The organism is Actinomycetospora sp. ABD4_176 (assembly GCF_056311855.1).
The window spans coordinates 865,647-887,584 of record NZ_CM149974.1 but is presented as its reverse complement, the minus strand read 5'-3'; the positions used below and the strand labels follow the sequence as shown (position 1 = coordinate 887,584).

Annotated in this window: 21 protein-coding genes; 10 read left to right on the top strand and 11 right to left on the bottom strand. The window is 77.0% G+C overall.

Annotation, left to right across the window (positions count from 1 at the left end; all coding sequences use genetic code 11):
* Positions 1–71 precede the first annotated feature (71 nt).
* From ACYX4T_RS04320 to ACYX4T_RS04310, 3 genes are all read right to left on the bottom strand, one after another.
* Positions 72–320 (bottom strand): hypothetical protein, encoded by a 249-nt coding sequence (locus ACYX4T_RS04320; protein WP_476013347.1) that lies wholly within the window; start codon positions 318–320, stop codon positions 72–74.
* Between the two features lie 128 nt (positions 321–448).
* Positions 449–1,000 (bottom strand): MarR family winged helix-turn-helix transcriptional regulator, encoded by a 552-nt coding sequence (locus tag ACYX4T_RS04315; protein WP_476013346.1) that lies wholly within the window; start codon positions 998–1,000, stop codon positions 449–451.
* 86 nt (positions 1,001–1,086) lie between these two features.
* Complete coding sequence (locus ACYX4T_RS04310) at positions 1,087–1,569, bottom strand: DUF7144 family membrane protein (RefSeq protein ID WP_476013345.1); 483 nt, start codon at positions 1,567–1,569, stop codon at positions 1,087–1,089.
* A 197-nt stretch (positions 1,570–1,766) separates the two neighbouring features.
* Here ACYX4T_RS04310 and ACYX4T_RS04305 point away from each other — a divergent pair, with 197 nt between their 5' ends.
* Both ACYX4T_RS04305 and ACYX4T_RS04300 read left to right on the top strand, forming a co-directional pair.
* Positions 1,767–2,168, top strand: coding sequence for a CBS domain-containing protein (locus tag ACYX4T_RS04305; protein WP_476013344.1), 402 nt, complete (start codon positions 1,767–1,769; stop codon positions 2,166–2,168).
* 93 nt (positions 2,169–2,261) lie between these two features.
* Complete coding sequence (locus ACYX4T_RS04300) at positions 2,262–3,734, top strand: DUF4389 domain-containing protein (protein ID WP_476013343.1); 1,473 nt, start codon at positions 2,262–2,264, stop codon at positions 3,732–3,734.
* A 63-nt stretch (positions 3,735–3,797) separates the two neighbouring features.
* Here the strand turns inward: ACYX4T_RS04300 and ACYX4T_RS04295 are convergent, their stop codons facing one another.
* A complete protein-coding gene (locus ACYX4T_RS04295) occupies positions 3,798–4,598 on the bottom strand; it encodes a DUF6544 family protein (protein ID WP_476013342.1) in 801 nt (266 codons plus the stop codon).
* A 171-nt stretch (positions 4,599–4,769) separates the two neighbouring features.
* Here ACYX4T_RS04295 and ACYX4T_RS04290 point away from each other — a divergent pair, with 171 nt between their 5' ends.
* Entirely contained in the window at positions 4,770–5,228 is a 459-nt protein-coding gene (locus ACYX4T_RS04290; RefSeq protein ID WP_476013341.1) for a CBS domain-containing protein, read from the top strand.
* Between the two features lie 45 nt (positions 5,229–5,273).
* On the opposite strand, the gene ACYX4T_RS04285 is transcribed toward ACYX4T_RS04290, so the two are convergent.
* On the bottom strand, positions 5,274–6,050 hold the full coding sequence (locus tag ACYX4T_RS04285) for a serine/threonine-protein kinase (protein ID WP_476013340.1): 777 nt from the start codon (positions 6,048–6,050) through the stop codon (positions 5,274–5,276).
* A gap of 128 nt (positions 6,051–6,178) precedes the next feature.
* On the opposite strand from ACYX4T_RS04285, the gene ACYX4T_RS04280 reads away from it, so the two are divergent.
* A complete protein-coding gene (locus ACYX4T_RS04280; RefSeq protein WP_476013339.1) occupies positions 6,179–7,048 on the top strand; it encodes a CBS domain-containing protein in 870 nt (289 codons plus the stop codon).
* Positions 7,049–7,136: 88 nt separating this feature from the next.
* Here ACYX4T_RS04280 and ACYX4T_RS04275 read toward each other — a convergent pair whose 3' ends face one another.
* Positions 7,137–7,739: an Rv1733c family protein gene (locus ACYX4T_RS04275; protein WP_476013338.1), complete on the bottom strand. Its 603-nt coding sequence runs from the start codon at positions 7,737–7,739 to the stop codon at positions 7,137–7,139.
* A gap of 216 nt (positions 7,740–7,955) precedes the next feature.
* Between ACYX4T_RS04275 and ACYX4T_RS04270 the strand changes: the two genes are divergently transcribed.
* Genes ACYX4T_RS04270 through cydD form a run of 3 tightly spaced genes read left to right on the top strand, consistent with a single transcriptional unit; the run spans position 7,956 to position 13,901 of the window.
* Positions 7,956–9,356, top strand: a complete 1,401-nt coding sequence (locus ACYX4T_RS04270; protein ID WP_476013337.1) for a cytochrome ubiquinol oxidase subunit I — start codon at positions 7,956–7,958, stop codon at positions 9,354–9,356.
* Between the two features lie 31 nt (positions 9,357–9,387).
* Positions 9,388–10,437, top strand: a complete 1,050-nt coding sequence (gene cydB / locus ACYX4T_RS04265; RefSeq protein ID WP_476013336.1) for a cytochrome d ubiquinol oxidase subunit II — start codon at positions 9,388–9,390, stop codon at positions 10,435–10,437.
* On the top strand, positions 10,434–13,901 hold the full coding sequence (gene cydD, locus ACYX4T_RS04260) for a thiol reductant ABC exporter subunit CydD (RefSeq protein WP_476013335.1): 3,468 nt from the start codon (positions 10,434–10,436) through the stop codon (positions 13,899–13,901). Before cydB ends, cydD begins: the two co-directional genes overlap by 4 nt.
* 230 nt (positions 13,902–14,131) lie before the next feature.
* Here cydD and ACYX4T_RS04255 read toward each other — a convergent pair whose 3' ends face one another.
* From ACYX4T_RS04255 to ACYX4T_RS04245, 3 genes are read right to left on the bottom strand one after another with little or no spacing between them, the layout of a single operon-like run.
* A complete protein-coding gene (locus ACYX4T_RS04255) occupies positions 14,132–15,244 on the bottom strand; it encodes an acetate/propionate family kinase (RefSeq protein WP_476013334.1) in 1,113 nt (370 codons plus the stop codon).
* Positions 15,244–17,766: a phosphoketolase family protein gene (locus ACYX4T_RS04250; protein ID WP_476013333.1), complete on the bottom strand. Its 2,523-nt coding sequence runs from the start codon at positions 17,764–17,766 to the stop codon at positions 15,244–15,246. Before ACYX4T_RS04250 ends, ACYX4T_RS04255 begins: the two co-directional genes overlap by 1 nt.
* Positions 17,756–18,004: a hypothetical protein gene (locus tag ACYX4T_RS04245; RefSeq protein WP_476013332.1), complete on the bottom strand. Its 249-nt coding sequence runs from the start codon at positions 18,002–18,004 to the stop codon at positions 17,756–17,758. Before ACYX4T_RS04245 ends, ACYX4T_RS04250 begins: the two co-directional genes overlap by 11 nt.
* Positions 18,005–18,205: 201 nt before the next feature.
* Here ACYX4T_RS04245 and ACYX4T_RS04240 point away from each other — a divergent pair, with 201 nt between their 5' ends.
* Complete coding sequence (locus tag ACYX4T_RS04240) at positions 18,206–18,529, top strand: MarR family transcriptional regulator (protein ID WP_476013331.1); 324 nt, start codon at positions 18,206–18,208, stop codon at positions 18,527–18,529.
* A gap of 181 nt (positions 18,530–18,710) precedes the next feature.
* The gene (locus ACYX4T_RS04235) at positions 18,711–19,769 is read left to right on the top strand and encodes a TerC family protein (RefSeq protein ID WP_476013330.1); all 1,059 of its coding nucleotides are present in this window, start codon (positions 18,711–18,713) and stop codon (positions 19,767–19,769) included.
* Positions 19,770–19,815: 46 nt separating this feature from the next.
* Here ACYX4T_RS04235 and ACYX4T_RS04230 read toward each other — a convergent pair whose 3' ends face one another.
* Entirely contained in the window at positions 19,816–20,586 is a 771-nt protein-coding gene (locus ACYX4T_RS04230) for a universal stress protein (protein ID WP_476013329.1), read from the bottom strand.
* A 183-nt stretch (positions 20,587–20,769) separates the two neighbouring features.
* On the opposite strand from ACYX4T_RS04230, the gene ACYX4T_RS04225 reads away from it, so the two are divergent.
* The gene (locus ACYX4T_RS04225) at positions 20,770–21,051 is read left to right on the top strand and encodes a hypothetical protein (protein WP_476013328.1); all 282 of its coding nucleotides are present in this window, start codon (positions 20,770–20,772) and stop codon (positions 21,049–21,051) included.
* Positions 21,052–21,095: 44 nt separating this feature from the next.
* Here the strand turns inward: ACYX4T_RS04225 and ACYX4T_RS04220 are convergent, their stop codons facing one another.
* Entirely contained in the window at positions 21,096–21,926 is an 831-nt protein-coding gene (locus ACYX4T_RS04220; protein WP_476013327.1) for a universal stress protein, read from the bottom strand.
* Positions 21,927–21,938: the final 12 nt, after the last annotated feature.

The window sequence follows — 21,938 nt, the reverse complement described above, 5'->3', positions numbered from 1 at the left end:
CTCGGGTCGCACCGGCGCCGCCGCCAGGGCCGTTGGTCCCCGTGCGCCCACGGGGTCGCGAGCCGATGTCCTCAGGCCGCCCCGCGGCGCGGCGCCACCGTGTCGAGCCTCCCGATGTGGACGTGGGAGAAGTCCTCGGCGGTCCCGTCGTCGAGCACCCGGCCGACGCGCACACCGGCGAAGTCGGTGACCCAGCCGTCGTCGCCGGCGCGGCCGATGCCCACCCCGGCGTGGTCGACGACCCGACGTCGCGTCCCGGCGGTGCTGTCGGCGGTGCTGTAGGTGGTGCTGTCGGTGGTGCTGTCGGTGGTGCTGGGCATGGCTGTCTCCTCTCCGCGCGGGCCCTCGCCCGCTCGAGGAGACGCTCGTCCGCGGGACGGGTCGGCTCCCGGGTCCTCCGTCCCGGACGCGGGGGTCGATGGTCGTCCGCCGCGGGCCGGTGCGGCGGTCACGACGTGCCCACCTCCGGCCCTGCGTCGTCCGTCGCCCCCGCCGCGGCCCCTGGTGCGCCGTCGACGACGTTGTCCTCGCGCAGCAGCCGCCGGCGCAGCCGGTTGACGTCGCCGGCGCGCTGGCGCAGCACGGCCGCGAGGCCGTCGAGCAGCTCGGCGAGCTCGCGGGCGTGCGGCACCGGAGCGCCGTCGAGCGCGGCCAGCACGTCCTCGCTGAAGAGCCGGCCCATGAGGTCCGCGACGCGCCGGCCGCGGGGAGTGAGGTCGATCAGGGTGCTGCGCCGGTCGGACGGGTGCGGGCGGCGCACGACGAGCCCCTTGATCTGCAACCGGTCGACGAGCGCGGTACCCGCCGGCGCCGTCACGCCCAGGCGCGCGGCCAGGATCGCGACCGGCCGGGCGCCCTCACGCCCCAGGTCGGAGAGGGTCAGCACCTCGCCGACGCCCAGCCCCAGCGCGTCGGCGTAGGCCCGGCGGTAGGCGTCGACGGCGAGGACCAGCTCCCGCATCCGGTCCGGCACCTCGGTGGGGCCCGGCCCCTCGGTCACGTCGACCACCTCCGCACGACCACTCCCCCGCCGGGCAGACGTCCGCCCCCGGGTCGGCGCCGTGCCGTCCCGGGGGCGGAGCTTCCTCAGTGACGCGCACCCAACGGGTCGTTCCAGGTCGTGACCAGCGCGTAGAGGATCACCACGTCCAGCGCGATCACGACGATCGACCACACGGGCGCCACCGGGATCATCACCAGGTGCACGATCGCGCTCAGCCCGACGACGGCGATGCCCGCCCCCCGGGCCCAGCTCGCCGCCTCGCCGAGCAGGCCGGCCCCGACGATCGCGACCAGTGCGCCGATCACGAGGTGGATCCAGCCCCACGTCGCCCACGACAGCACGAGCACCGTGCCGGTGCCGGTCACGAAGTACGTCGGGCTGACGATCGCCGCCAGGCCCTGGACGACGCCGAAGACCCCGACGACGACCATCACGACGGCGCCGAAGCGCACCCAGCCGGCCCAGGTGTCCCGGTCCGTCGCGCGTGCGGGCGCCGACGGACCGTCCGTCGCCCCGGCCGACCGCGCCGGGGACTCGGGACGAGCCCCGGCGGTCTGCTCGCTCATGGCTCCTCCTCCCACCATCGCTCGCGGGCCCGTCGGTCGACGCGCCCAGCGGCAACGGTCACCCCGCGCGGCGTGCACCGGCAGGGACCAACGGCCCGACCGGGACGGACGGCGGTCCCGGCCCCCGCCCCGGCCGGTCCCCGCGGAGGGGACCGACGGCCCTGGCGGGGGACGACGGTCTCGGGCGGGATGGCGGCATGACGACCACACGCTCCGGACCCCCGGACCCGGCTCCGGGCCTGCGTCCCACCCGGCCCGTGCGGGTGGTCACCGAGCAGACGTCCGTCGCCGAGGCCCTGCGCGTCATGCGCGTGGCCGGGGTGCGGCACCTACCGGTGATCGCCGGCGACCGCTGCACCGGGCTCCTCGTCGACCGCGACGTCATCGCCGCGGCCGTGGACGGCGTCACCGCACCGGTCGGGCGCCTGGTCCGGGGACCCGTGCCGACCGTGGAGGCCGGCGCCACCGCGGCCCGCGTCGCGCGGGCGGTGCTCGCCGGCGGCCTGGACGCCGCGGTGGTGGTCGAGGAGGGCGCCGTGGTCGGCATCGTCACCACGACCGACGCCCTGCTCGCCCTCGCGCACCTCGACGAGGACTGAACGCCCCGCCCGCTCCGGTCCGGTCGGCCCTGCTCGCCGGCGGCCGTCGCCGCCAGCGTCGGCGCACGCACCCGCGACGCCCGGAGGGCCGCCATGACCACCACGCCCGTCCCGCAGTCCCCGCCCCCACCACCTCCGCCGTCCCCGCCGCCACCATCCGCACCGCGCTTCCCGGCCCGGGTCCGCGGCGACCTGGACCCCGGGCTCTCCCGCTGGCTGTGGCTGGTCAAGTGGATCCTGGCGGTCCCCCACTGGATCGTCCTGGCGTTCCTGTGGGTCGCGCTCGGGCTCGTCACGGTCGTCGCCTTCGTCGCGATCCTCGTGACCGGGCGCTACCCGCGGGTGCTGTTCGACGTCACCGTCGGGGTGCTGCGGTGGACGTGGCGCGTGGCCTTCTACACCAACGCGGCGTTCGGCACCGACCGCTACCCGCCCTTCAGCCTGCGGCCCGATCCCGCCTACCCCGCCGACCTGGAGATCGAGTACCCGGAGCGGCTCTCCCGGGGCCTGGTCCTGGTGAAGTGGTGGCTGCTGGCGCTCCCCCAGTACCTGGTGGTCGGCCTGCTGATCGCGAGCCCGTGGTGGATCTGGGAGGACCAGGGCTACCGGTGGTCCCTGGGTGCGGGCGGGCTCATCGGCCTGCTGGCCCTCGTCGCCATCGTGGTGCACGCCGTGCGCGGGACCTACCCGCGCCCGCTGTTCGACCTGATCATGGGCTTGAATCGCTGGGTTCTGCGCGTCGCGGCCTACGTGCTGCTGACGACGGATCGCTACCCCCCGTTCGTGCTCGAGCCGGGTCCGCGCGAGCCGGGGGCGCCGGCGACGACGGCACCCTCGCCCGCGCCCCCGCCCCGTCCGGGCTGGACGGTGGGCCCGGTCCTGGGGCTCGCCCTGGGCGCGGTGCTGTGCCTCGGCGCCGTGGCTCCGGTGGTCGGCGGCGCGACGGGGCTGGCGACCGACGCGGCGGGTCGCGACGCCACCGGCTTCCTCACCACCCCGCCGACGGTCGTGACGGGCACGGGTTACGCGGTGCGGTCCCCCGAGCTGCTGCTCGAGCCGAGCGACCCGACCCTCTTCTCGCCCGGCGCGGCGCTGGGCGACGTGCGGGTGCGGGCCGCCGCGCTGGAGCCGGGGCGCCCGGTGTTCCTCGGGATCGCCCCGCGCGACGCGGCCGACCGCTGGCTCGCCGGCGTCGCCGTGGGCACCGTGGCGGAGAGCCGGGACGGCGACACGGGGCCGCGGGTGGTGGAGCAGCCCGGCGGGCCGCTGTCCGGGCCGCCCGCCGACGCCGGCATCTGGGTCGCCCAGGTCTCGGGCCCGGGGACGCAGACCCTGACGTGGCGCCCCACGCCGGGCGACTGGGTGCTCGTCGTGGTCCAGCCCGACGGGCGGGCGGGGATCGACGTGGCCGCCGACGCCGGCGCCACCGTGCCCGGCCTGCGGGCCCTCTCGCTGGCGCTGCTGGTCGCGGGCGCGGTGCTGGTCGGCCTCGGTGCGACCGCGGTGACCGCGGCCGTCGCCACGGCGCACCGACGGGGTCGACCGACGACCGAGCCGGTGGCCTGAGACGAGCGACGGCCCCGCCCTCCCGTCGGGGAGGGCGGGGCCGTCGTCCGCCGCCGGGGACGCCTACCAGAGCTGCCCCTCGGCGGCGTCGCCCGGCACGGCGTCCGGGTCGCAGAGCTCGTCGAGGACCGGTCCGCCGGCGTGGACGGGCTCCAGGCCGACGACCTGGAAGCGCAGGACCTCGCGGGTGGGTCCGGGCCCGTCGGGACGCCACGCGAGGATGCCGGTGCTCGGGACGGTGAGGCCGTGGAAGGTGCGGTGCTCGAGGATCTCCGCGCCGAAGGGGACGTCGCGGAAGAAGCCGGTGCGGTCCGGGTCGCCCCAGCGCACGGTGCTGATGCGGCGGGGCAGGCCGCCGTGGTGCAGGGTCAGCCGCACCCGGACCGGGGCGCCCGCGACGGCGAAGGCGACGGTGGCCGTGTCGCGGTCCTCGACGTTCCACCGGGTGTGCTCCGCGGGGAGCAGGACCGGGGGCACCCACATCGCGCTCAGCGCGGCGTGCGCGAGGTCGGCGCGGGCGAGGTCGGGGCCCACCAGCGCGGGGTGCACGCACCGGCCGAGCACGGTCGTGGCGCGCCGCGCGCGACCGGCCACCCAGGAGTCGACGACGCGCAGGCCGCCGACCACCCGCATCTCCCGGAAGTAGCCGTGCGTCGGCAGCGTCACCTCGTGCCCGCGGTAGGGCCACCAGGCGCGGCCGACGCGCACGACGCCCCGGACGCGCAGGCGTGCCCCGATCACGTCACGGGCCGACGCCGCCACCGAGTGGTCGCGGAACCGGGCGGCGATCGCGGGGTGGGTGTCGGGCTCCTCCTCGAGCACGGGCGCCGTGCCCTCGACCGACCGATCGTCCGTCGCCACCATCGTGTCCTCCTCACATCGCGCTGCGTGGCCTCCAGCGTCGGACGCGTCGCGGGGTCGCCGGCAGGGTCGGCGGCGTCGCGGGGTGACCCCGGGCGACCCGTCATCTCCGGGCCCTCCGGCCCTGCTCGCCCCGGCCGGCCCCGCCGACCGTCAGGTCATGACCACGCACCCGTGACCACGCACCCCGTGACCACCGCGGCGCGTGCCGCCGGCGTCCCGCCCGAGGCCCTCGACGACGACCAGCCGGTGCGCTTCCTCATGGGCCCGCTCGCGCCGGTCGAGGTGCCGGACACCACGCGGGTGAGCACCGCCCTGCACCGGCTGCGCGAGCTCGGCACCGACCACCTGGTGGTCCGCGGGCACGGGACGGTGCGGGCCGTGAGCGAGGTGGACCTCCTGCGCCACCTGCTCGACGGCGGGGCCCGGCCGGCCCGGATGCTCGACACCGTCGGCGCGCTGGCGACCCGCGTGCCGACGGTCGCGCCCTCGGTGCCCCGGTCGCGCGCCGCCGAGCTGATGCTCGCCGAGGGCCACGGACTGCTGCTCGTCGTGGTCGACGGCGAGCCGTGCGGGGTCCTCGACGCCCGGACGCTGCTGCACAGCGTGGCGGAGCGCTTCCGCCGTCGGTGAGGGAGCCCGTCGGTGAGGGAGCCCGCCGGTGAGGGAGCCCGCCGATCAGGGGTAGAGGCGGACCGCCGCGTGCCCGACGCCGGTGTCGTGCTCGGCGGCGGCGAGCGTCGCGGCCCGGACCGCGGGGTCGTCGAAGGCCTCGACGTGCGGCTCGACCTGCAGCCCGCGCAGGGCGGCCTCGACGACCGCCCGCTCGAGCACGACGCCGGCCAGGACGGCCTCGCGCACGCCGTCCTCGTGGGTGCACACCGCCAGCACGGGGTCGCGGCGCCACGGCAGCTCGAGGGTGAGGGTGTCGGCCGGGACGGGCGCCGGGGTGCGCCAGGCCGGGACCCCGTCGCGGGTCGGGCCGTTGAGCAGGTGCAGCCACGCCCCGCGGGACGCCGCGGCGTGGGCGACGTCCACCACGCGCGAGGCGTCGGCGGGGGCGGCGTAGCGCGGCGAGGCGGCGCCGCCCGCCCGGCGGTCGACGCGGCGACGGCCCAGGTCCATGGGGGTGGCAGGGCGCCGGCGCGTCGCGGACACCGCGGCGAGGGGCCGGGCGTCGGCGTCGGTGGCGACGACGGTGCGGGGCGCCCACCCGGACGAGCGCAGGGCGTTCTCCACGGCCCCGACGAGACGCCCCGCGTGCACCAGCACGCGGTGCGGCGGGATGCCCGCCGCGGAGAGCGCCGCCGGGTCGAGGGTCAGCTCGACGCGCCGGTCGCGGACCGAGACCGCGCACGCCGCCCCCGGCCCGGCCAGCGGCTCGAGGGCGCGCAGCAGGGCGGCGACCTCCGTGGGGCTCCACCGCTCGGACGACCGGGTGCGGGTCACGCTCATGCCGGGACTGTGCGCGGGTGCGCGCCCGTCTCCCAGGGCCGGACGTCACCGAGGTCGGGCCCTCCGTGCCCCCGGCGCCCGGTCCGGTGGCCCTGCCGCGGCGGCGCGGACCCTCGAACGATCGCGGGATGGACACCGCCTCCGGCCCGCGCCGGGCCCGCGACCTCATGACCAGCCCCGTGCTCACGGTGCCGCCCGACGCGCCCCGCGCGGCCGTCGCGGCCCTGCTCGTGTCCCACGGCATCGCCTCGGCCCCCGTCGTCGACGCCCGGGGCCGCCTGCTCGGCGTCGTCGACGAGCGGCGCCTCGTCGGGGCCGCCGACGACGCCCCCGCCGCCGAGCTGATGACCCACGTGCCCACCGCCGATCCGGACACCCCGGTCGACGAGCTCGTCGACCGCCTCCTCGACGCCGGCTGCCGGGCGCTGCCGATCCTGCAGGAGGAGATCCCCGTCGGTGTCGTCAGCCGCCGCGACGTGCTGCGGCGCGTGGCCCGCGGCGAGCTGGACGTGCACGGCGCGCGCGCGGCGGCCGACGCGCCGGTGGTCGTCGGCGTGGACGGGTCCGACGAGTCCGTGCAGGCCCTGCGCTGGGCGGCCGGCATCGCGCAGGCGGAGGGCGCGCCGCTCGTGGCCCTCATCGCCTCCGGCCCGGCCGACCTCTACGGCACCGCCGGCGACCGCGCCCGGGACGCCCGCGCGGAGCTCGAGAGCGCGGTGCGCCGCGCGCTCGGCGACGACGCCGCGGAGCGGGTCCGGCTGAGCCTGGAGGTCCGCGAGGGCCGGCCCGCCCGGGTGCTGCTGCGCGCGAGCGAGGACGCCCGCATGCTCGTGCTCGGCACCCGCCACGTCGAGGGCCTGGGCGACCCGCCCGGGGGCTCGGTGACGGCGCGGCTGGTCAGCCGCGCCTGGTGCCCGGTCGTCGCCGTGGTGCCGGTGCCGGAGGCCGGGCCGGCCTACCGGGTCGAGGACCACGCCCGGGCCGTGCCGACGCGCTGACGCGCCGGACCGCCCGTGGGTCCGCCCCGGTGCCGGACCCGAGGTCCGGCACCGGGGCGGTGCTCTCTGGCGGTCTGCTCGGTGGCGGTCAGCGCATGCTCGGGTGATCCGGACCGGTGAAGCGGCGCCAGGCCGCCTCCCACGCCCGCAACCGGGCGCGGTCGAGCACCCAGCGCAGCCCGGCGAGGAGGCCCACCGACACCAGGAGGTCGCCGAGCAGGATGACGAGCGCGGTGAGGACACCCTGGGTGGCGGGGAAGCCCGGGCTCAGCGGCGCCCCCGTCGGCCGGTCCGCGGCGTCCACCCACAGCACGCGGGTGTCGCCGGGCCGGGTCTCGGCGGGCACCCGCACGACGGCCTCGCGCGGGGTGCCGTCCGCGGCGGTCCACCGGACCGGCGCACGCTCCTCGTTCACGACCACGTCGGGCCGGGGCGGCGCCTGACGCGGGTCCGCCACGACCTCGCCGACGACCTGGTGGCGCTCGGCCCGCTGCGCGGCGACCTGCGGGGTCAGGTCCGCCGTCACCTGGCTCCCGACGGCCAGGGCCACCGGCACGAGGAGCAGGCCGACGAGCAGCAGCACCCAGCGGGCCCCCACCTCGAGGCGGTCGCTGGGCCGCCGCAACGTCGAGCGGCGCGGGAGGAACAGCCCGATCGCGCGGTGCACCGCACCCGTCCCGGTCGTGCTCATCGTCGGCCGCCTCCTCGCTCGCTGGGTCGGCGGCCAGCGTGGGCGGCGGGGGCGCAGGCCCGGTACGGGCGGCGGGCCCGTCCTCGACGGGCACTCGGCCCGGCCCCCCGGGGACCAGCGGCGGGACCTTCGACCCTGATCATCAACAGCCCCGCCACGGCACGGTCGTCGGCGATCCCCGCGTCCGGTGCGGGCCCGACGCGGGAGGCCCTCGAGATGGCGCTGGACCTGGCGCGCTGGCAGTTCGGCGTGACGACCGTCTACCACTTCCTGTTCGTGCCGCTGACGATCGGCCTGTCGCTGCTGGTCGCGGGCATGCAGACCGCCTGGGTGCGCACCGGTGACGAGCGCTGGCTGCGGATGACGAAGTTCTGGGGCAAGCTCTTCCTGATCAACTTCGCCATGGGCGTCGTGACCGGCATCGTCCAGGAGTTCCAGTTCGGGATGAACTGGAGCGACTACAGCCGCTTCGTCGGCGACGTCTTCGGTGCGCCGCTGGCGATCGAGGGCCTGCTCGCCTTCTTCCTCGAGTCGACGTTCCTCGGCCTGTGGATCTTCGGCTGGGGCCGGCTCCCGCAGCGGGTCCACCTGGCGACGATCTGGGCCGCAGCGATCGGCACCCTGCTCTCGGCCTACTTCATCCTGGCCGCGAACTCCTGGATGCAGCACCCCGTCGGGTCCGTGGTCAACCCGGTCACCGGGCGCGCCGAGCTCACCGACTTCGGCGCGGTGCTGACCAACTCCACGGCCGTGGGCGCCTTCACCCACACCATCACCGCGGCCTTCCTGACCGCCGGCATGTTCATCCTCGGCATCTCCGCCTGGCACCTCGCGCGGCGCAACGAGACGCGGGTGTTCCGCTCCTCGCTGCGCCTGGCGCTGGTCACGGTGCTCGTCGCCGGCGTCGGCACGGTGGTCACCGGCGACGTCCAGGCCCGCCTCATGACCGAGCAGCAGCCGATGAAGATGGCCGCCGCCGAGGCCCTGTGGGACACGAGCACGCCGGCCTCGTTCTCGCTGTTCACCATCGGCAGTCTCGACGGCTCGCAGGAGGTCTGGAGCATCCGGGTGCCCAAGGTGCTCTCCTTCATGGCCACCGGCGACCCGGACGGCACGGTCGAGGGGATCAACGACGTCCAGCGGTCCTCCGAGGCGCAGTTCGGTCCCGGTGACTACCGGCCCAACGTGCCCGTCGCCTACTGGACCTTCCGCGTCATGATCGGCTTCGGCGCCCTGGCCATGCTCCTCGCGCTGGCGGGGCTCTGGCTGCAGCGCGGGGGCCGGGTGCCGACGTCCCGCTGGTTCACGTGGGCCGCGCTGGCCGGCATCGGGTTCCCCGTCGTCGCCAACTCCGTCGGCTGGATCTTCACCGAGATGGGCCGTCAGCCGTGGGTCGTGTACGGGACGCTGCGGACCGCCGACGGGGTGAGCCCCTCGGTCGGCCCCGCCTCCGTGGCGACGTCGCTGATCGTGTTCACCGTGCTCTACGGCGTGCTCGCCGTCGTCGAGGTGACCCTGCTCGTCCGCTACGCCCGCAAGGGGCCCGACCCCCTGCCCCCGCCCGACGAGGACGCGCCGAGCACGCCGGCGCCGCGTCCGCTCGCCGTCGCGTACTGACCCCCGCCGACACGAGGAGAAGAGGGACGCCGTGATCGGCCTCGCCCTGACCGACATCTGGTTCCTGCTCATCGCCCTGCTCTGGACGGGCTACTTCGTCCTCGAGGGCTTCGACTTCGGCGTCGGCGCCCTGCTGACCCGGCTGGGCCGCGACGAGGTCGACCGCCGGCGCGTCGTCAACACCATCGGCCCGCTCTGGGACGGCAACGAGGTGTGGCTGCTCGTGGCCGGCGGGGCGACCTTCGCGGCGTTCCCCGAGTGGTACGCGAGCCTGTTCTCCGGGTTCTACCTGGCGCTGCTGGTGCTGCTCGTCGCCCTCATCGGTCGCGGGGTCGCCTTCGAGTACCGCGGCAAGGTCGACGACGACACGTGGCGCCGGCGCTGGGACGCCGTCATCGTCACGACGTCGGCGGTCCCCGCGCTGCTGTGGGGCGTGGCGTTCGCCAACATCGTCGCCGGGGTGCCGCTGGACGCCCGGCACGAGTACACCGGCACGCTGCTGACGCTGCTCAACCCGTACGCGCTGCTCGGCGGCCTGACCACGCTGCTGGTGTTCCTGCTCCACGGCGCGGTGTTCGTCTCCCTCAAGACCGACGGCGACCTGCGCCTGCGGGCCCACCGCCTGGCCCTGCGCCTCGGCGCCGGCGCGGTGCCGGTCGCGGCGGTCTTCCTCGTCTGGACCCAGCTCGCGCACGGCAAGGGCTGGACGATCCTCAGCGTCGTGGTGGCGGCGCTCGCCCTCCTCGGAGCGGTCCTGCTCGTGGGACGGGCCCGCGAGGGGTGGGCGTTCACGCTGACCGCGGTGACCATCGTGGCCACCACGGTGACGCTGTTCGGCTCGCTCTACCCCGCGGTCCTGCCGTCGTCCACCGACCCGGCCGGCACGCTGACCACCACCAACGCCGCGTCGACGCCCTACACGCTGCAGATCATGACCTGGGTCGCGCTCGCCGTGACCCCCGTCGTGCTGGCCTACCAGGCCTGGAGCTACTGGGTCTTCCGCCGGCGCCTGACCCGCGACGACATCCCGCCGCCCACCGGCCTGCCCCCGCGCGAGCGGCGCCCGCGGGTGGAGCGGTGAAGCCCCTGGATCCCCGCCTGCTGCGCCACGTCCGCCCGGCCCGCACCTTCGTGGTGCTCACGGCCGCGGCGGGCGTGGTCACGGCCGGGCTGGTCGTCGCCCAGGCGGACCTGCTCTCGCGGGTGGTGGCGCGGGCGTTCCTCGACGGCGCACCGCTCGCGGCGCTGACGACCCTGCTGGCGGGGCTCGTCGTCGTGGTCGCCGGGCGGGCCCTGCTGGCCTGGGCCACCGAGGCCGCCGCGGTGCGGGCGAGTGCCCGGGTGATCGGGCAGCTGCGGGCCGACCTCGTCGACCAGGTCCTGCGCCTCGGCCCGCGCGACCCGCGCCTGCCCTCGACCGGCGAGCTCGGCACGCTCGCGACCCGCGGCATCGACGCCCTCGACGGCTATCTGCGCCGCTACCTGCCCACGCTCCTGCTCGCCACGACGGTGCCGCTGCTGGTCGGGGTGCGGCTGCTGACCGCCGACTGGCTCTCCGCGGTGATCGTGGCGGTCACCGTGCCCCTGATCCCCCTGTTCATGATCCTGGTCGGCCTGCGCACCCGCGACGACACCACGCGGCGGTGGCGGGCCCTGGCGGTGCTGGGCCACCACTTCCTCGACCTCGTCGCCGGGCTCGACGTGCTGGTCGCCTTCGGGCGCGCCGGCGCCCAGGCCGGGCGGCTGCGCGCCGTCGCCGCCGAGTACCGCCGGGCCACCATGCGCACCCTGCGGGTGGCGTTCCTGTCCGCGCTGGTGCTCGAGGTGCTGGCGACGCTCTCGGTCGCCCTCGTCGCGGTCTCGGTGGGCCTGCGCCTGGCGGAGGGCCGCCTCGACCTCGCCACCGGGCTCCTGGTGATCATGCTGGCGCCGGAGATCTACCTGCCGCTGCGCGCGGTCGGCGCCCGGTTCCACGACAGTGCCGAGGGCCTCGCCGCGGCCGACGAGGTGTTCGCGGTGCTCGGCACCGCCGCGCCGGCGGGCCCGGGGGGCGCCCGCCGGCCGGCGCCCGACCCCTCGCGGGTGCCGGTGCGCCTCGAGCGGATCGGCGTCGACGGACGCGCCGGCCCCGTGCTCGACGACCTCTCGCTGACCGTGGCGCCCGGCGAGGTCGTCGGGCTGCGCGGCCCGAGCGGCGCGGGGAAGTCGACGCTGCTCGACCTGGTCACAGGGCTGCGCCGCCCCGACCGCGGCCGCGTGCTCGTCGGCGGCGTCCCGCTCGACGAGCTCGACCCGGCGGCCTGGCGCGCCCGCGTCGCGTGGGTGCCGCAGCGTCCCGTGCTCGTCGCGGGCACGGTCGCCGACAACGTCCGCCTCGGCGCGCCCGAGGCGCCCGACGCGGCGGTCGCCCGCGCCGCGCGGGTCGCGCGGGTGGACCTGCCGCTCGACACCCCCGTCGGCGAGCGGGGCGCGGGGCTGTCCACCGGCCAGCAGCGCCGCGTCGCCCTCGCCCGCGCGCTGCTCGCCGACCGCCCCCTGGTCCTGCTCGACGAGCCCACCGAGGGCGTCGACGCGGCGACCGAGGCCGCCCTGCTGGCGTCCCTGCCCCACGCCCTCGCCGGCGGCAGCGCGATCGTCGTCAGCCACCGCCCCGACGTGCTCGCCGCGTGCGACCGGGTCGTCGATCTCGCCGGCCCGCCCCCGGGCCCCGCGGGAACCACCGCGCCCGCGGTCGCCACCGCTCCCCCGCCGGCGCCACCCGCGCCGGTCCCGGCGCCGGCGCCCGAGGAGGCCGTGGAGGCCGTGGAGGCCGAGGAGGCCGAGGAGGCCGTGGAGCCGACGGCGGCCGAGGGGCGCGTGGCGGGCGCGCTGCGCTGGTTCGCCGCCGCTGCCCGCCCCCGCGCGGGCCGGCTCGCGGTCGCCGTCGTGCTCGGCGCCGGGGCGCTGGGCAGCGCGGTGGCGCTGACCGCCACGTCGGCGTGGCTGATCTCCGCGGCCGCGCTGCAGCCGCCGCTGCTGACCCTGATGGTCGCGATCGTCGCGGTGCGCACGTTCGGGCTGGCCAAGGGCGTGCTGCGCTACCTCGAGCGCCTGGCGTCCCACGACGCCGCCCTGCGCCTGGGCGCGGACCTGCGCGTGCGCGTGTGGCGGGCCCTCGTGCGCCGGGGCCCGGCCGCGACCGCCGGGCAGCGCCGCGGCGACCTCCTGTCCCGGCTCACCGGCGACGTCGACGCCCAGCAGGACGTGCTCATCCGCACCGTCGTGCCCGCCGCGTCCGCGCTGCTCGTCGGCGCGGCGCTGGTCGGTCTGTTCACCGTCCTGCTGCCCGAGGCGGGCCTCGCCCTCGCGCTGGGCCTGATCCTCGCGGGCGTCGTCGCCCCGCTGCTCGGTGTCGCCGCCGGCCGGCGGGCCGCGCGGAGCACCGCCACGGCCCGCGCCGCGGTGGCCACCGGCACCCTCGAGCTGCTCGACGGCGCCGCCGACCTCCTCGTCCTGGGTGCGGCGGACCGCCGCCGGCGACGGCTCGCCGCGCACGACGCCGAGCTCGCCGGCCGCCTCGTGGCGCAGGCGGGCGGTGCGGGTGTCGGCGCGGGGCTCGGGGTCCTCGGGCTCGGGCTCGCGATGGTCGCGGCGACGGTCCTCGGCGTGCTCGCGCTGGCCGACGGGCGGCTGGCGCCGACGGCCCTCGCGGTCCTCGCGCTCACGCCGCTGGCCGCCGCCGAGCTCGTCGCCGGGCTGCCCGACGCCGCGACGCGTCTCGCCGAGGCGGTCCCGGCCACCCGCCGGCTCGCCGGGCTGGAGGCCGCACCCGCCCCGGTCACCGACCCGCCCCGCCCCGCGCGCGTGCCCGACGACCCGCTGGTCGCCGCCGAGGCGCTGGCCGTGCGCTGGCCGGACGCGACGCGGGAGGCGGTCAGCGGGGTGTCGTTCGCGCTCCCGCCCGGCGAGCGGATGGTGCTCGCGGGGCCGTCGGGATCGGGCAAGAGCACGGTGCTCGCCGCGGTCCTGCGCACCCTCGCGGCCGCGCGCGGCGCCGTCACCCTCGACGGCCGGGACACCGCGACGATGGCCGCCGAGGACGTGCGCGCGCACATCGCGTGGTGCGGGCCGGCCGCGCACCTGTTCGACAGCACCCTGCGCGAGAACCTGCGCCTCGCCCGCCCCACGGCGACCGACGGGGAGCTCGTCGACGCCCTGCGGCACGCACGCCTCGGCGGGTGGTTCGCGTCGCTGCCCGAGGGGCTCGACACGCCGCTGGGCGAGCACGGCGGCCCGGTCTCCGGCGGCGAGCGCCAGCGGCTCGCGGTGGCCCGGGTGCTGCTGGCCGACCGTCCCGTGCTCGCCCTCGACGAGCCCACCGCCCACCTGGACGCCCCCACGGCCACGGCGCTCGCCGACGAGATCACCGAGCTGAGCCGTGGCCGCACGGCGCTCGTCGTGTCCCACCGGCCCGCCGAGTTCCCGGGGCTGCCGGTGGTGGAGCTGGGGCGCACCTCCGTCCCGGGCGTGGCCGGATCCCGGGCTGCCGTGGCGGCGCCCCGCTGAGCGGGCCACCCGACCGAGGCACGACAGAGCTGGCTGGACGACGCCCGGATCGGGCTCTCCGGACCGGGCCCGACGGCACATACGCACAAGATCGCGTCGAGGCCGACGTCCTGGTGGGACGCCGGCGCGCCGGGTCGGCGAGGCGCCGGCGCTGTTCGTCCCTTCCTCGAGGGCCGGGCGTGGCGTGGCGAGGTCGGCCCCGCGGAGCGGGTCGCACCGTCGCCGGGAGGTCAGCGTGCGAGCGCCGCCCGCACCTGGTGGGCGATGACGAGGTCCTCCCGGGCGTGCACCACCACCGTGCGCGCCGTCGCCCCGGGAGCCGACACGTCGCCCTCCGCCCCGCCGACCGCGGCCGCGTCGGCGTCCCGGTCGACGGCGAGACCGAGGAAGCCGAGCCCGTCGACCACGCGGCGTCGCAGCACCGGGGCGTTCTCCCCCACCCCGCCGCTGAACGCGAGCACGTCGACACCGCCGGCCGCCGCGGCCATCGCGGCGAGCTGCGCGCACGCCCGGTGCACCCACACGTCCACCGCGAGGGTCGCGTCCGGGTCGCCGGCCTCGGCGGCCGCGAGCACGCGGCGCATGTCGGGGTCGCCGGCGAGCGCCGCCAGGCCGGAGTCGTGGGTCAGCGCGTGCTCGACCTCGGCGGGTGGCACGCCGGCGTGCACGCTCAGCCAGGTGACCGCGGACGGATCGAGGTCCCCGCACCGGGTCGCCATGACCAGCCCGGCGGTGGGTGTGAACCCCATCGTCGTGTCCACCGACCGGCCGCCGAGCACGGCGCACGCCGACGCCCCGGAGCCGAGGTGGGCCACGACCACGCGCAGCTGCTCGAGCGGCCGGCCGACGATCGCCGCCGCCCGCGCCGAGCCCCACGCGTGCGCGAGCCCGTGGAACCCGTACCTGCGCATCCCGTGCTGCGCGCGCCAGGCCGCGGGCACGGCGTAGGTGCTCGCGGCGGCGGGCATCGTCGTGTGGAACGCCGTGTCGAAGCACGCCACCGCCGCCACGTCCGGCAGCGCCTCGCCCATCGCCCGCAGGCCGGCCACGGCCGGGGGCTGGTGCAGCGGCGCGAGCACGGTGAGCCGGTCGATCCGGTCCACGACGTCGGGCGTGGTCACGACCGGGCCGGCGAGGTCGGGGCCCCCGTGCACCACCCGGTGACCGATCGCGTCCACCCCGCCGGCCTCGCCGGCCAATCGCATCGCGGCCGCCTCGAGCTCCCCGGCCGCGGGCCGGCCCCGCGGCGCGTCGAGGTCCGCCCGGTGGACCACCGTGTCGTCGGGCTCCACCACCCGCAGCTTGACGCTGCTCGACCCCGCGTTGACGACGAGGACGCGCATCAGCGGACGTCGGCCAGCGGGTCGTGCTGGTCCGGTCCGACGCGCACGTCGTCGGGGAAGTCCGACGCGGTGTCCGCGCCCGTCCCGGGCCGCTCCGCCCGCCCGTCCGGGTCGCCGGGGTCGGTCCACACCCAGTCGCGCACGTCCGGCCGGTCCTCCCCGTGCCGCCGGGTGTACTCCCGGCAGGCGAGCCTCTCGTCGGCCATGCGCTGGCGCAGCCCCGCGTGGCGGACCCCGAGGCCCGGGACCCGGTCGATGACGTCCATGACCAGGTGGAACCGGTCGAGGTCGTTGAGCATGACCATGTCGAACGGCGTGGTCGTCGTGCCCTCCTCCTTGTAGCCGCGCACGTGCAGGTTCGCGTGGCCGGTGCGCCGGTAGGTCAACCGGTGGATCAACCACGGGTAGCCGTGGTAGGCGAAGACGACCGGCCGGTCCGGCGTGAACAGGGCGTCGAACTCGCGGTCCGGCAGCCCGTGCGGGTGCTCGGCCGGGGTCTGCAGGCGCATGAGGTCGACGACGTTGACCACGCGGACCCGCAGGTCGGGCAGGTGGCGGCGCAGCAGGTCGACCGCCGCGAGGGTCTCCAGCGTCGGGACGTCACCGGCGCAGGCCAGGACCACGTCCGGCTCCGCGTCGCGGTCGTTGCTGGCCCACTCCCACACGCCGAGCCCGCGGGTGCAGTGCGCCACCGCGGACTCCATGTCCAGCCACTGCGGCGCGGGCTGCTTGCCGGCGACGACGACGTTGACGTAGTCCCGGGTGCGCAGGCAGTGGTCGGCGGTGGAGAGCAGGGTGTTCGCGTCCGGCGGCAGGTAGACCCGCACCAGCTCGGCCTTCTTGTTGACGACGTGGTCGATGAAGCCCGGGTCCTGGTGGGAGAAGCCGTTGTGGTCCTGGCGCCACACGTGCGAGGTCAACAGGTAGTTCAGCGAGCCGATCGGGCGCCGCCACGGGATCCCACGGGTGACCTTCAGCCACTTCGCGTGCTGGTTGAGCATCGAGTCGACGATGTGGATGAACGCCTCGTAGCAGGTGAACAGCCCGTGCCGGCCGGTGAGCAGGTAGCCCTCGAGCCAGCCCTGGCACAGGTGCTCGGAGAGCACCTCCACCGCGCGGCCCGACGGCGCCAGGTGGTCGTCACCGTCGTGGATCTCACCGTCGAACTGCCGGTCGGTGACCGCGAAGACGTCCTGCAGCCGGTTGGAGGCGATCTCGTCGGGCCCGAAGAGCCGGAAGTTCTCCGGGTTCCGACGCACCACCTCCCGCACCCAGCCGCCCATCACCCGGGTCGCCTCCGCCACCGGTCCCCCGGGCCGGTCGACGGGCACCGCGTGGTCGCGGAAGTCGGGCAGCCGCAGGTCGCGCAGGAGCTCGCCGCCGTTGGCGTGCGGGGTGGCGCTCATCCGCCGGTCACCGCCGGGGTGCAGTGCCGCGAGCTCGGGCCGCAGCCGGCCGGCGTCGTCGAACAGCTCCTCGGGCCGGTAGGAGCGCATCCACCGCTCGAGCTCGGCGCGGTGCTCCGCGTTCTCCCGCGTCCCGGCCAGCGGCACCTGGTGCGCCCGGTAGGTGCCCTCGACGGGCACCCCGTCGACCTGCCGGGGACCGGTCCAGCCCTTCGGCGTGCGCAGGATCAGCATCGGCCACCGCGGCCGCGACACCGGGCGTCCGCCGGCCTCCGCCTCGGACGCCTCCCGGCGGATGCGGGCGATCTCGTCGACGATCTCGTCCATCGCGTCGGCCATGCGCCGGTGGACCGAAGCATGGTCCTCGTCCAGGCCCGCCTCGACCACCCACGGACGGTGGCCGTAGCCGGTGAACAGCGCCAGCAGCTCCTCGTCGGGGATGCGCGCGAGCACCGTCGGGTTCGCGATCTTGTAGCCGTTGAGGTGCAGGACCGGCAGCACGGTGCCGTCGTGGACGGGGTGGCAGAACTTGTTCGCGTGCCACGCCGTCGCCAGCGGCCCGGTCTCGGCCTCGCCGTCGCCGACGACGCACGCGACGAGCAGGTCGGGGTTGTCGAAGACCGCGCCGTAGGCGTGCGCCAGCGAGTAGCCCAGCTCGCCGCCCTCGTGGATCGAGCCCGGGGTCTCGGGCGCGACGTGGCTGGGGATGCCGCCGGGGTAGGAGAACTGCCGGAACAGCGTGCGCATCCCCTCCTCGTCGGGCGTGACGTGGGAGTAGCGCTCGGAGTAGGCGCCCTCGAGCCACGTCGCCGCGACCACCGCCGGCCCCCCGTGGCCCGGCCCGGAGACGAACAGCGGGGTGAACTCGCTGCCGCGGGCGACCCGGTTGACGTGCGCCCACAGGAACGTCTGACCCGGGGTCGTGCCCCAGTGCCCGAGCAGGCGGGGCTTGATGTGCTCTGCGGCGAGCGGCTCGCGCAGCAGCGGGTTGTCCCGCAGGTAGATCTGGCCCACGGCCAGGTAGTTCGCCGCGCGCCACCACGCGTCGAGCAGGGCCAGGTCGTCGGCGCCGTCGCGCCCCTCCACCGTGCCGCCTGCCCGCGGCTCAGGCGGCACGGACGGCACCGGAGGAACGGACGGCGTCGACGACCCGTCGGATGGCGGCGGACGCCGCGGCCGCGCTCGGGTCGACCGAGAGCCAGCCCTGCAGGCTCGCCTCCGCGGTGAGGTCGCCGTGCTCGGCGAGCACCAGCAGCTCGACCAGCGCGTCCCTCCAGCTCGCGCTGTCCGGCGGGGCCGCCTCCACCGGGGACGGGGCGACGACGCCCGGGCGGAACGGATCGGTGACGGTCATCGGGTCTCCTCGCGGCCGCGGGCCGGCCATCGCGATCGGGTCGTCGGCGGCGACCGGCGACGGACCATTGACTCCCGACCTCCGGTGCCGCGGCCAGGCGCACTCGGACCGTCATCGGCGCCGAAGGTCCCGAACCGGGCGGATCGACCGGGTCCGCGGACGGCCTAGGCTCGCGACGCCCCGGACACGGAGAGGACCGCCATGACCTCGTCGCGCGGTGACGTGCCGTCGTGGACGTTCCTCACCAACCACGGGCACGTCCTCGTCGCGCTCGCCCGTGACCCGCACCGGCGGCTCCGCGACGTCGCCCTCGAGGTGGGCATCACCGAACGCTCCGCCCAGTCGATCGTGGCCGACCTCGAGGCCGCCGGGTACCTGCGCCGGGTGCGGGTGGGGAGGCGCAACCGCTACGAGGTGGAGACCTCGCGACCCCTCCGCCACCCCGCCGAGCGGGACCACGTGGTCGGCGAGCTGCTCGGGCTGTTCACCGGCGCCGTGGAGGAGGACGGCGAGCGACCGCCCTGACAGGTGTTGCCGAGATACACGAATTCTGCTTCACTTGTTGCGCAGGAGGGGAGTAACCCCCGCGCCCCTGGTCGTCACCACGGGCCGCGTCCGGTCACGGACGCCGCCCCGGCCGGGCGGGCCCGCGTCCTGGGCCGGGTGAGACCTCCGAGTGTGGATCGCGCACCTCGGAGGAGAGTTCATGGACGTCACGCTCGGGATCTGGCTCGCGGTCGTCGCGGGCATCGTCGCCATGCTCGCGGTGGACCTGGTCGCCCACCGCCGGGCCCACGTGATCGGGGTCCGCGAGGCCGCTGCCTGGTCGGCGGTGTGGGTGGCCATCGGGATCGGCTTCGGGATCGCCGTGTGGTGGGTCTGGGGCGCCGAGTTCGGTCAGCAGTACTTCGCGGGCTACCTGATCGAGAAGTCGCTCGCCGTCGACAACGTGTTCGTCTGGGCGGTGATCTTCAGCTTCTTCGGGGTCCCCCGCGAGTACCAGCACCGGGTCCTGTTCCTGGGCGTCGTCGGCGCCCTCGTGCTGCGGGGCGCGTTCATCGCCGCGGGCGCGGTGCTCATCGCGAACTTCTCCTGGGTGCTCTACCTGTTCGCGGCGTTCCTCGTCGTCACCGGCGTCCGGATGGCGGTCCAGCGCGACAGCCACATCGACCCCGAGCGCTCCCGCACCCTGCGCTGGTTCCGCCGCGTGGTGCCGATGACGGACGCGTTCCACGGCCAGCGCTTCCTCGTCCGGCGGGCCGGGGTCCTGCTCGCCACTCCCCTGCTCGCCGTCCTGGTGCTCGTGGAGGCCACCGACGTCGTCTTCGCGGTCGACTCGATCCCGGCGATCTTCGCCGTCACCGACGAGCCGTTCCTGGTGTTCACGGCCAACGCCTTCGCGCTGCTCGGCCTGCGGGCGATGTACTTCCTGCTCGCCGACCTCATCCACCGCTTCGTCTACCTCAAGCTGGGGCTCGCCCTGGTCCTCGTCTGGGTGGGCGTCAAGATGGCCCTCAAGGTCGACGTCACCTACATCCCCACCCCGATCTCGCTCGCGGTCATCACCACGATCCTGGCCGTGGCGGTGGGGGCGAGCTGGTGGACGACGCGGGGACTGCCCGCACCCGACGCCGCCGGCGCCCCGGTGGCCGCCGGACCCTTCCGGCACGCGACCGCGGACGAGCTGGCGGAGCTCGAGCCGGTGGTCGCGCGGCGGAGGAGGTCGTCCGGCACCTCGCGGGACGGGGCCACGTCCGATCGCTGAGGCCCGGGCACCCGGCGAGCGGCAGCGCGCCGACCTACCCGCCGACCTACCCGCCGCCCGTCCGGTGCCCCGGCCCGGCCGGCGCGTCGGCGCCGACCCCGGCGAGCGGCATCGGCGGCACGACCACGACGGGGCAGACCGCGTGGCGCACCACCTCCGGGGTCGCGTGGTGGTGGAACCACCCGGCGTCGACGCCGAGGACGAGGACCTCGGCCCCGCGGGCCCGGTCCAGCAGGGCCCGGTCCACGTGCTCGCCGCCCGTCACCCGGACGGCGACCATCGCCACCCCGCGCCGTGCGGCCCGGTCGGCGGCGAAGCGCCAGGCGCCGGTGCAGCCGTCGGTGCCGTCGTCGCCGACGAGCACGGGGGCGTGGTCCCCGTGCGGCGCGGCGGGGTCGTAGCCGGTGGGCACGACGACCACCGGGACGTCGACGTGCCCGGCGACACCCCGGACGACCCCGCCGAGCAGCCGGTCGCCGACGGGCCCGAGCCCGTCGCTGCCCACCACCAGCAGCTCCGCGTGCCGCGCCTGGGCCCGCAGGACCGGCACCGGCGCGCCCCGGATCACCCGGGTCTCGACCTCCAGGGTCGGCGCGACGTCGGAGGCCGTCGCCGCGGCGGCCTGCAGCGTCTGCCGGGCCCGTCCGCGGAGGGTGGGAGCGACGGTCAGCCCCCACCCGGGGTGGTGGCCGACGGGCAGCACCAGGGCGTGCACGAGGCGCAGCACCAGATCCCGGTCCCGCGCCTCCCGCGCCGCCCAGCGCACGACCCGCTCGTCGGGGTCGAACCCCAGCCCCACCACCACCGCACCACGCACCACGACCACCTCCGCGTCCGGCAGGACCTCGAACCGTCCCGACCGACCCTCTCCACCCGGTCGCGGGTCCCGGCAGGGGCCGACGCCCCGACCCGGTGGGACCTCCGTCCGGCGGCGGGCGACCTGCGGCCCTCGATCCCCCCGTCCCGACGAGGTGGGCTGGGCCCGGAGAGGAGCCCCGCCATGGACACCCCGCCCGCCCGCCGGCCCTCCGAGGCCGTCGACCTCGTGTCGCGCGTCGTCGTCCTCCGGCGCCGCGGCGCGCCGCGCGTGACGGTGCTCGCGGCGACGGACCAGGCCCGGCGGTCGCTGGACCACGAGACCCACCACGGCGTCCGCCGCACGCTGACGCGGATCCTGCGGTCCCTCGACGACGGACTCGACGCCGGGCCCGAGCTGGACGCGGCCCTGCGGCTCGCCGACCGCGACGTGCGTCGGCCACCGTCGGCGGGATCGGTGCCCTGAGCACCCGGGGACGGTGACCGCCGGTCGGCCGTGCGGGGCCGGGCTCAGTCCGACCGCGGCCACCAGGACGACCGCGGCCACCAGGACCGGCGGGGCGGACCGGGCGGCGGGACGACGAGGACGGGGCAGCGGGCGCGCAGCGTCACCGCCCCGACGGGTGAGGCGGCCACCCTCGACAGCACCCGGCCACGCCCGGACCGCGAGAGGACGAGGAGCCGCGCCTGCCCGGACAGGTCGACCAGCGCGAGGGCGGGGTCGCCCTCGGCGACCTGCACCTCGACCGGGATCCCGGGGTGCGACACCCGCCAGGCGGCGAGACGGTCCCTCCAGGACTCGCCCTCGTCGTCCAGCGCCTCCCCGGCGGTGGCCGTGTCGAGCGTCCACGGCGACGGGGCCCGCACACGCAGCGCGAGCAGCGGTGCCCGGCGCTGCGCGGCGGCCTCGAAGGCGGCGTCGACGGCCTCGTCACCGGTGCGGGGCGCCAGCGCCAGGACGACCGGGCCCCGGGTGTGCGGCGGCTCGTCGGGGACCACCGCGACCGGTTCGTAGGCGCTGTCGACGAGATCGTCGACACCGGCGAGGCGCTGGGGCACGACGAGCATCCCGCTGCCCGCCGCGGCGCGGGCGAGCCGGTCCACCAGCGACGACCCGCCCAGCACGGGATCGAGCACCGGTCGGACCAGCCGGGCGAGGACTCCGAGCGGCCCGTCGCGCGGCTCGCCGGGCCCGTCGGCGGCGGGTTCGACGAGGAGCTCGAGGCGGGCGCCGGTCCGGCGCGCCTGCCGGCGGGCCCAGGCGACGACCGCGTGCCGGTCCGGGCCCGCCGGCGCGAAGGCGCGCACGACCGCGGAGGACCGCGGCCGACGCGGGCGCACCTCCCCCACCGC

Excerpts from the sequence above, each read along its gene's own strand:
- ACYX4T_RS04320 (WP_476013347.1), bottom strand. The coding sequence starts at position 320 with ATGCCCAGCACCACCGACAGCACCACCGACAGCACCACCTACAGCACC.
- ACYX4T_RS04310 (WP_476013345.1), bottom strand. The coding sequence starts at position 1,569 with ATGAGCGAGCAGACCGCCGGGGCTCGTCCCGAGTCCCCGGCGCGGTCG.
- ACYX4T_RS04305 (WP_476013344.1), top strand. The coding sequence starts at position 1,767 with ATGACGACCACACGCTCCGGACCCCCGGACCCGGCTCCGGGCCTGCGT.
- ACYX4T_RS04300 (WP_476013343.1), top strand. The coding sequence starts at position 2,262 with ATGACCACCACGCCCGTCCCGCAGTCCCCGCCCCCACCACCTCCGCCG.
- ACYX4T_RS04295 (WP_476013342.1), bottom strand. The coding sequence starts at position 4,598 with ATGGTGGCGACGGACGATCGGTCGGTCGAGGGCACGGCGCCCGTGCTC.
- ACYX4T_RS04285 (WP_476013340.1), bottom strand. The coding sequence starts at position 6,050 with ATGAGCGTGACCCGCACCCGGTCGTCCGAGCGGTGGAGCCCCACGGAG.
- ACYX4T_RS04280 (WP_476013339.1), top strand. The coding sequence starts at position 6,179 with ATGGACACCGCCTCCGGCCCGCGCCGGGCCCGCGACCTCATGACCAGC.
- ACYX4T_RS04275 (WP_476013338.1), bottom strand. The coding sequence starts at position 7,739 with ATGAGCACGACCGGGACGGGTGCGGTGCACCGCGCGATCGGGCTGTTC.
- ACYX4T_RS04270 (WP_476013337.1), top strand. The coding sequence starts at position 7,956 with ATGGCGCTGGACCTGGCGCGCTGGCAGTTCGGCGTGACGACCGTCTAC.
- ACYX4T_RS04255 (WP_476013334.1), bottom strand. The coding sequence starts at position 15,244 with ATGCGCGTCCTCGTCGTCAACGCGGGGTCGAGCAGCGTCAAGCTGCGG.
- ACYX4T_RS04245 (WP_476013332.1), bottom strand. The coding sequence starts at position 18,004 with ATGACCGTCACCGATCCGTTCCGCCCGGGCGTCGTCGCCCCGTCCCCG.
- ACYX4T_RS04240 (WP_476013331.1), top strand. The coding sequence starts at position 18,206 with ATGACCTCGTCGCGCGGTGACGTGCCGTCGTGGACGTTCCTCACCAAC.
- ACYX4T_RS04235 (WP_476013330.1), top strand. The coding sequence starts at position 18,711 with ATGGACGTCACGCTCGGGATCTGGCTCGCGGTCGTCGCGGGCATCGTC.
- ACYX4T_RS04225 (WP_476013328.1), top strand. The coding sequence starts at position 20,770 with ATGGACACCCCGCCCGCCCGCCGGCCCTCCGAGGCCGTCGACCTCGTG.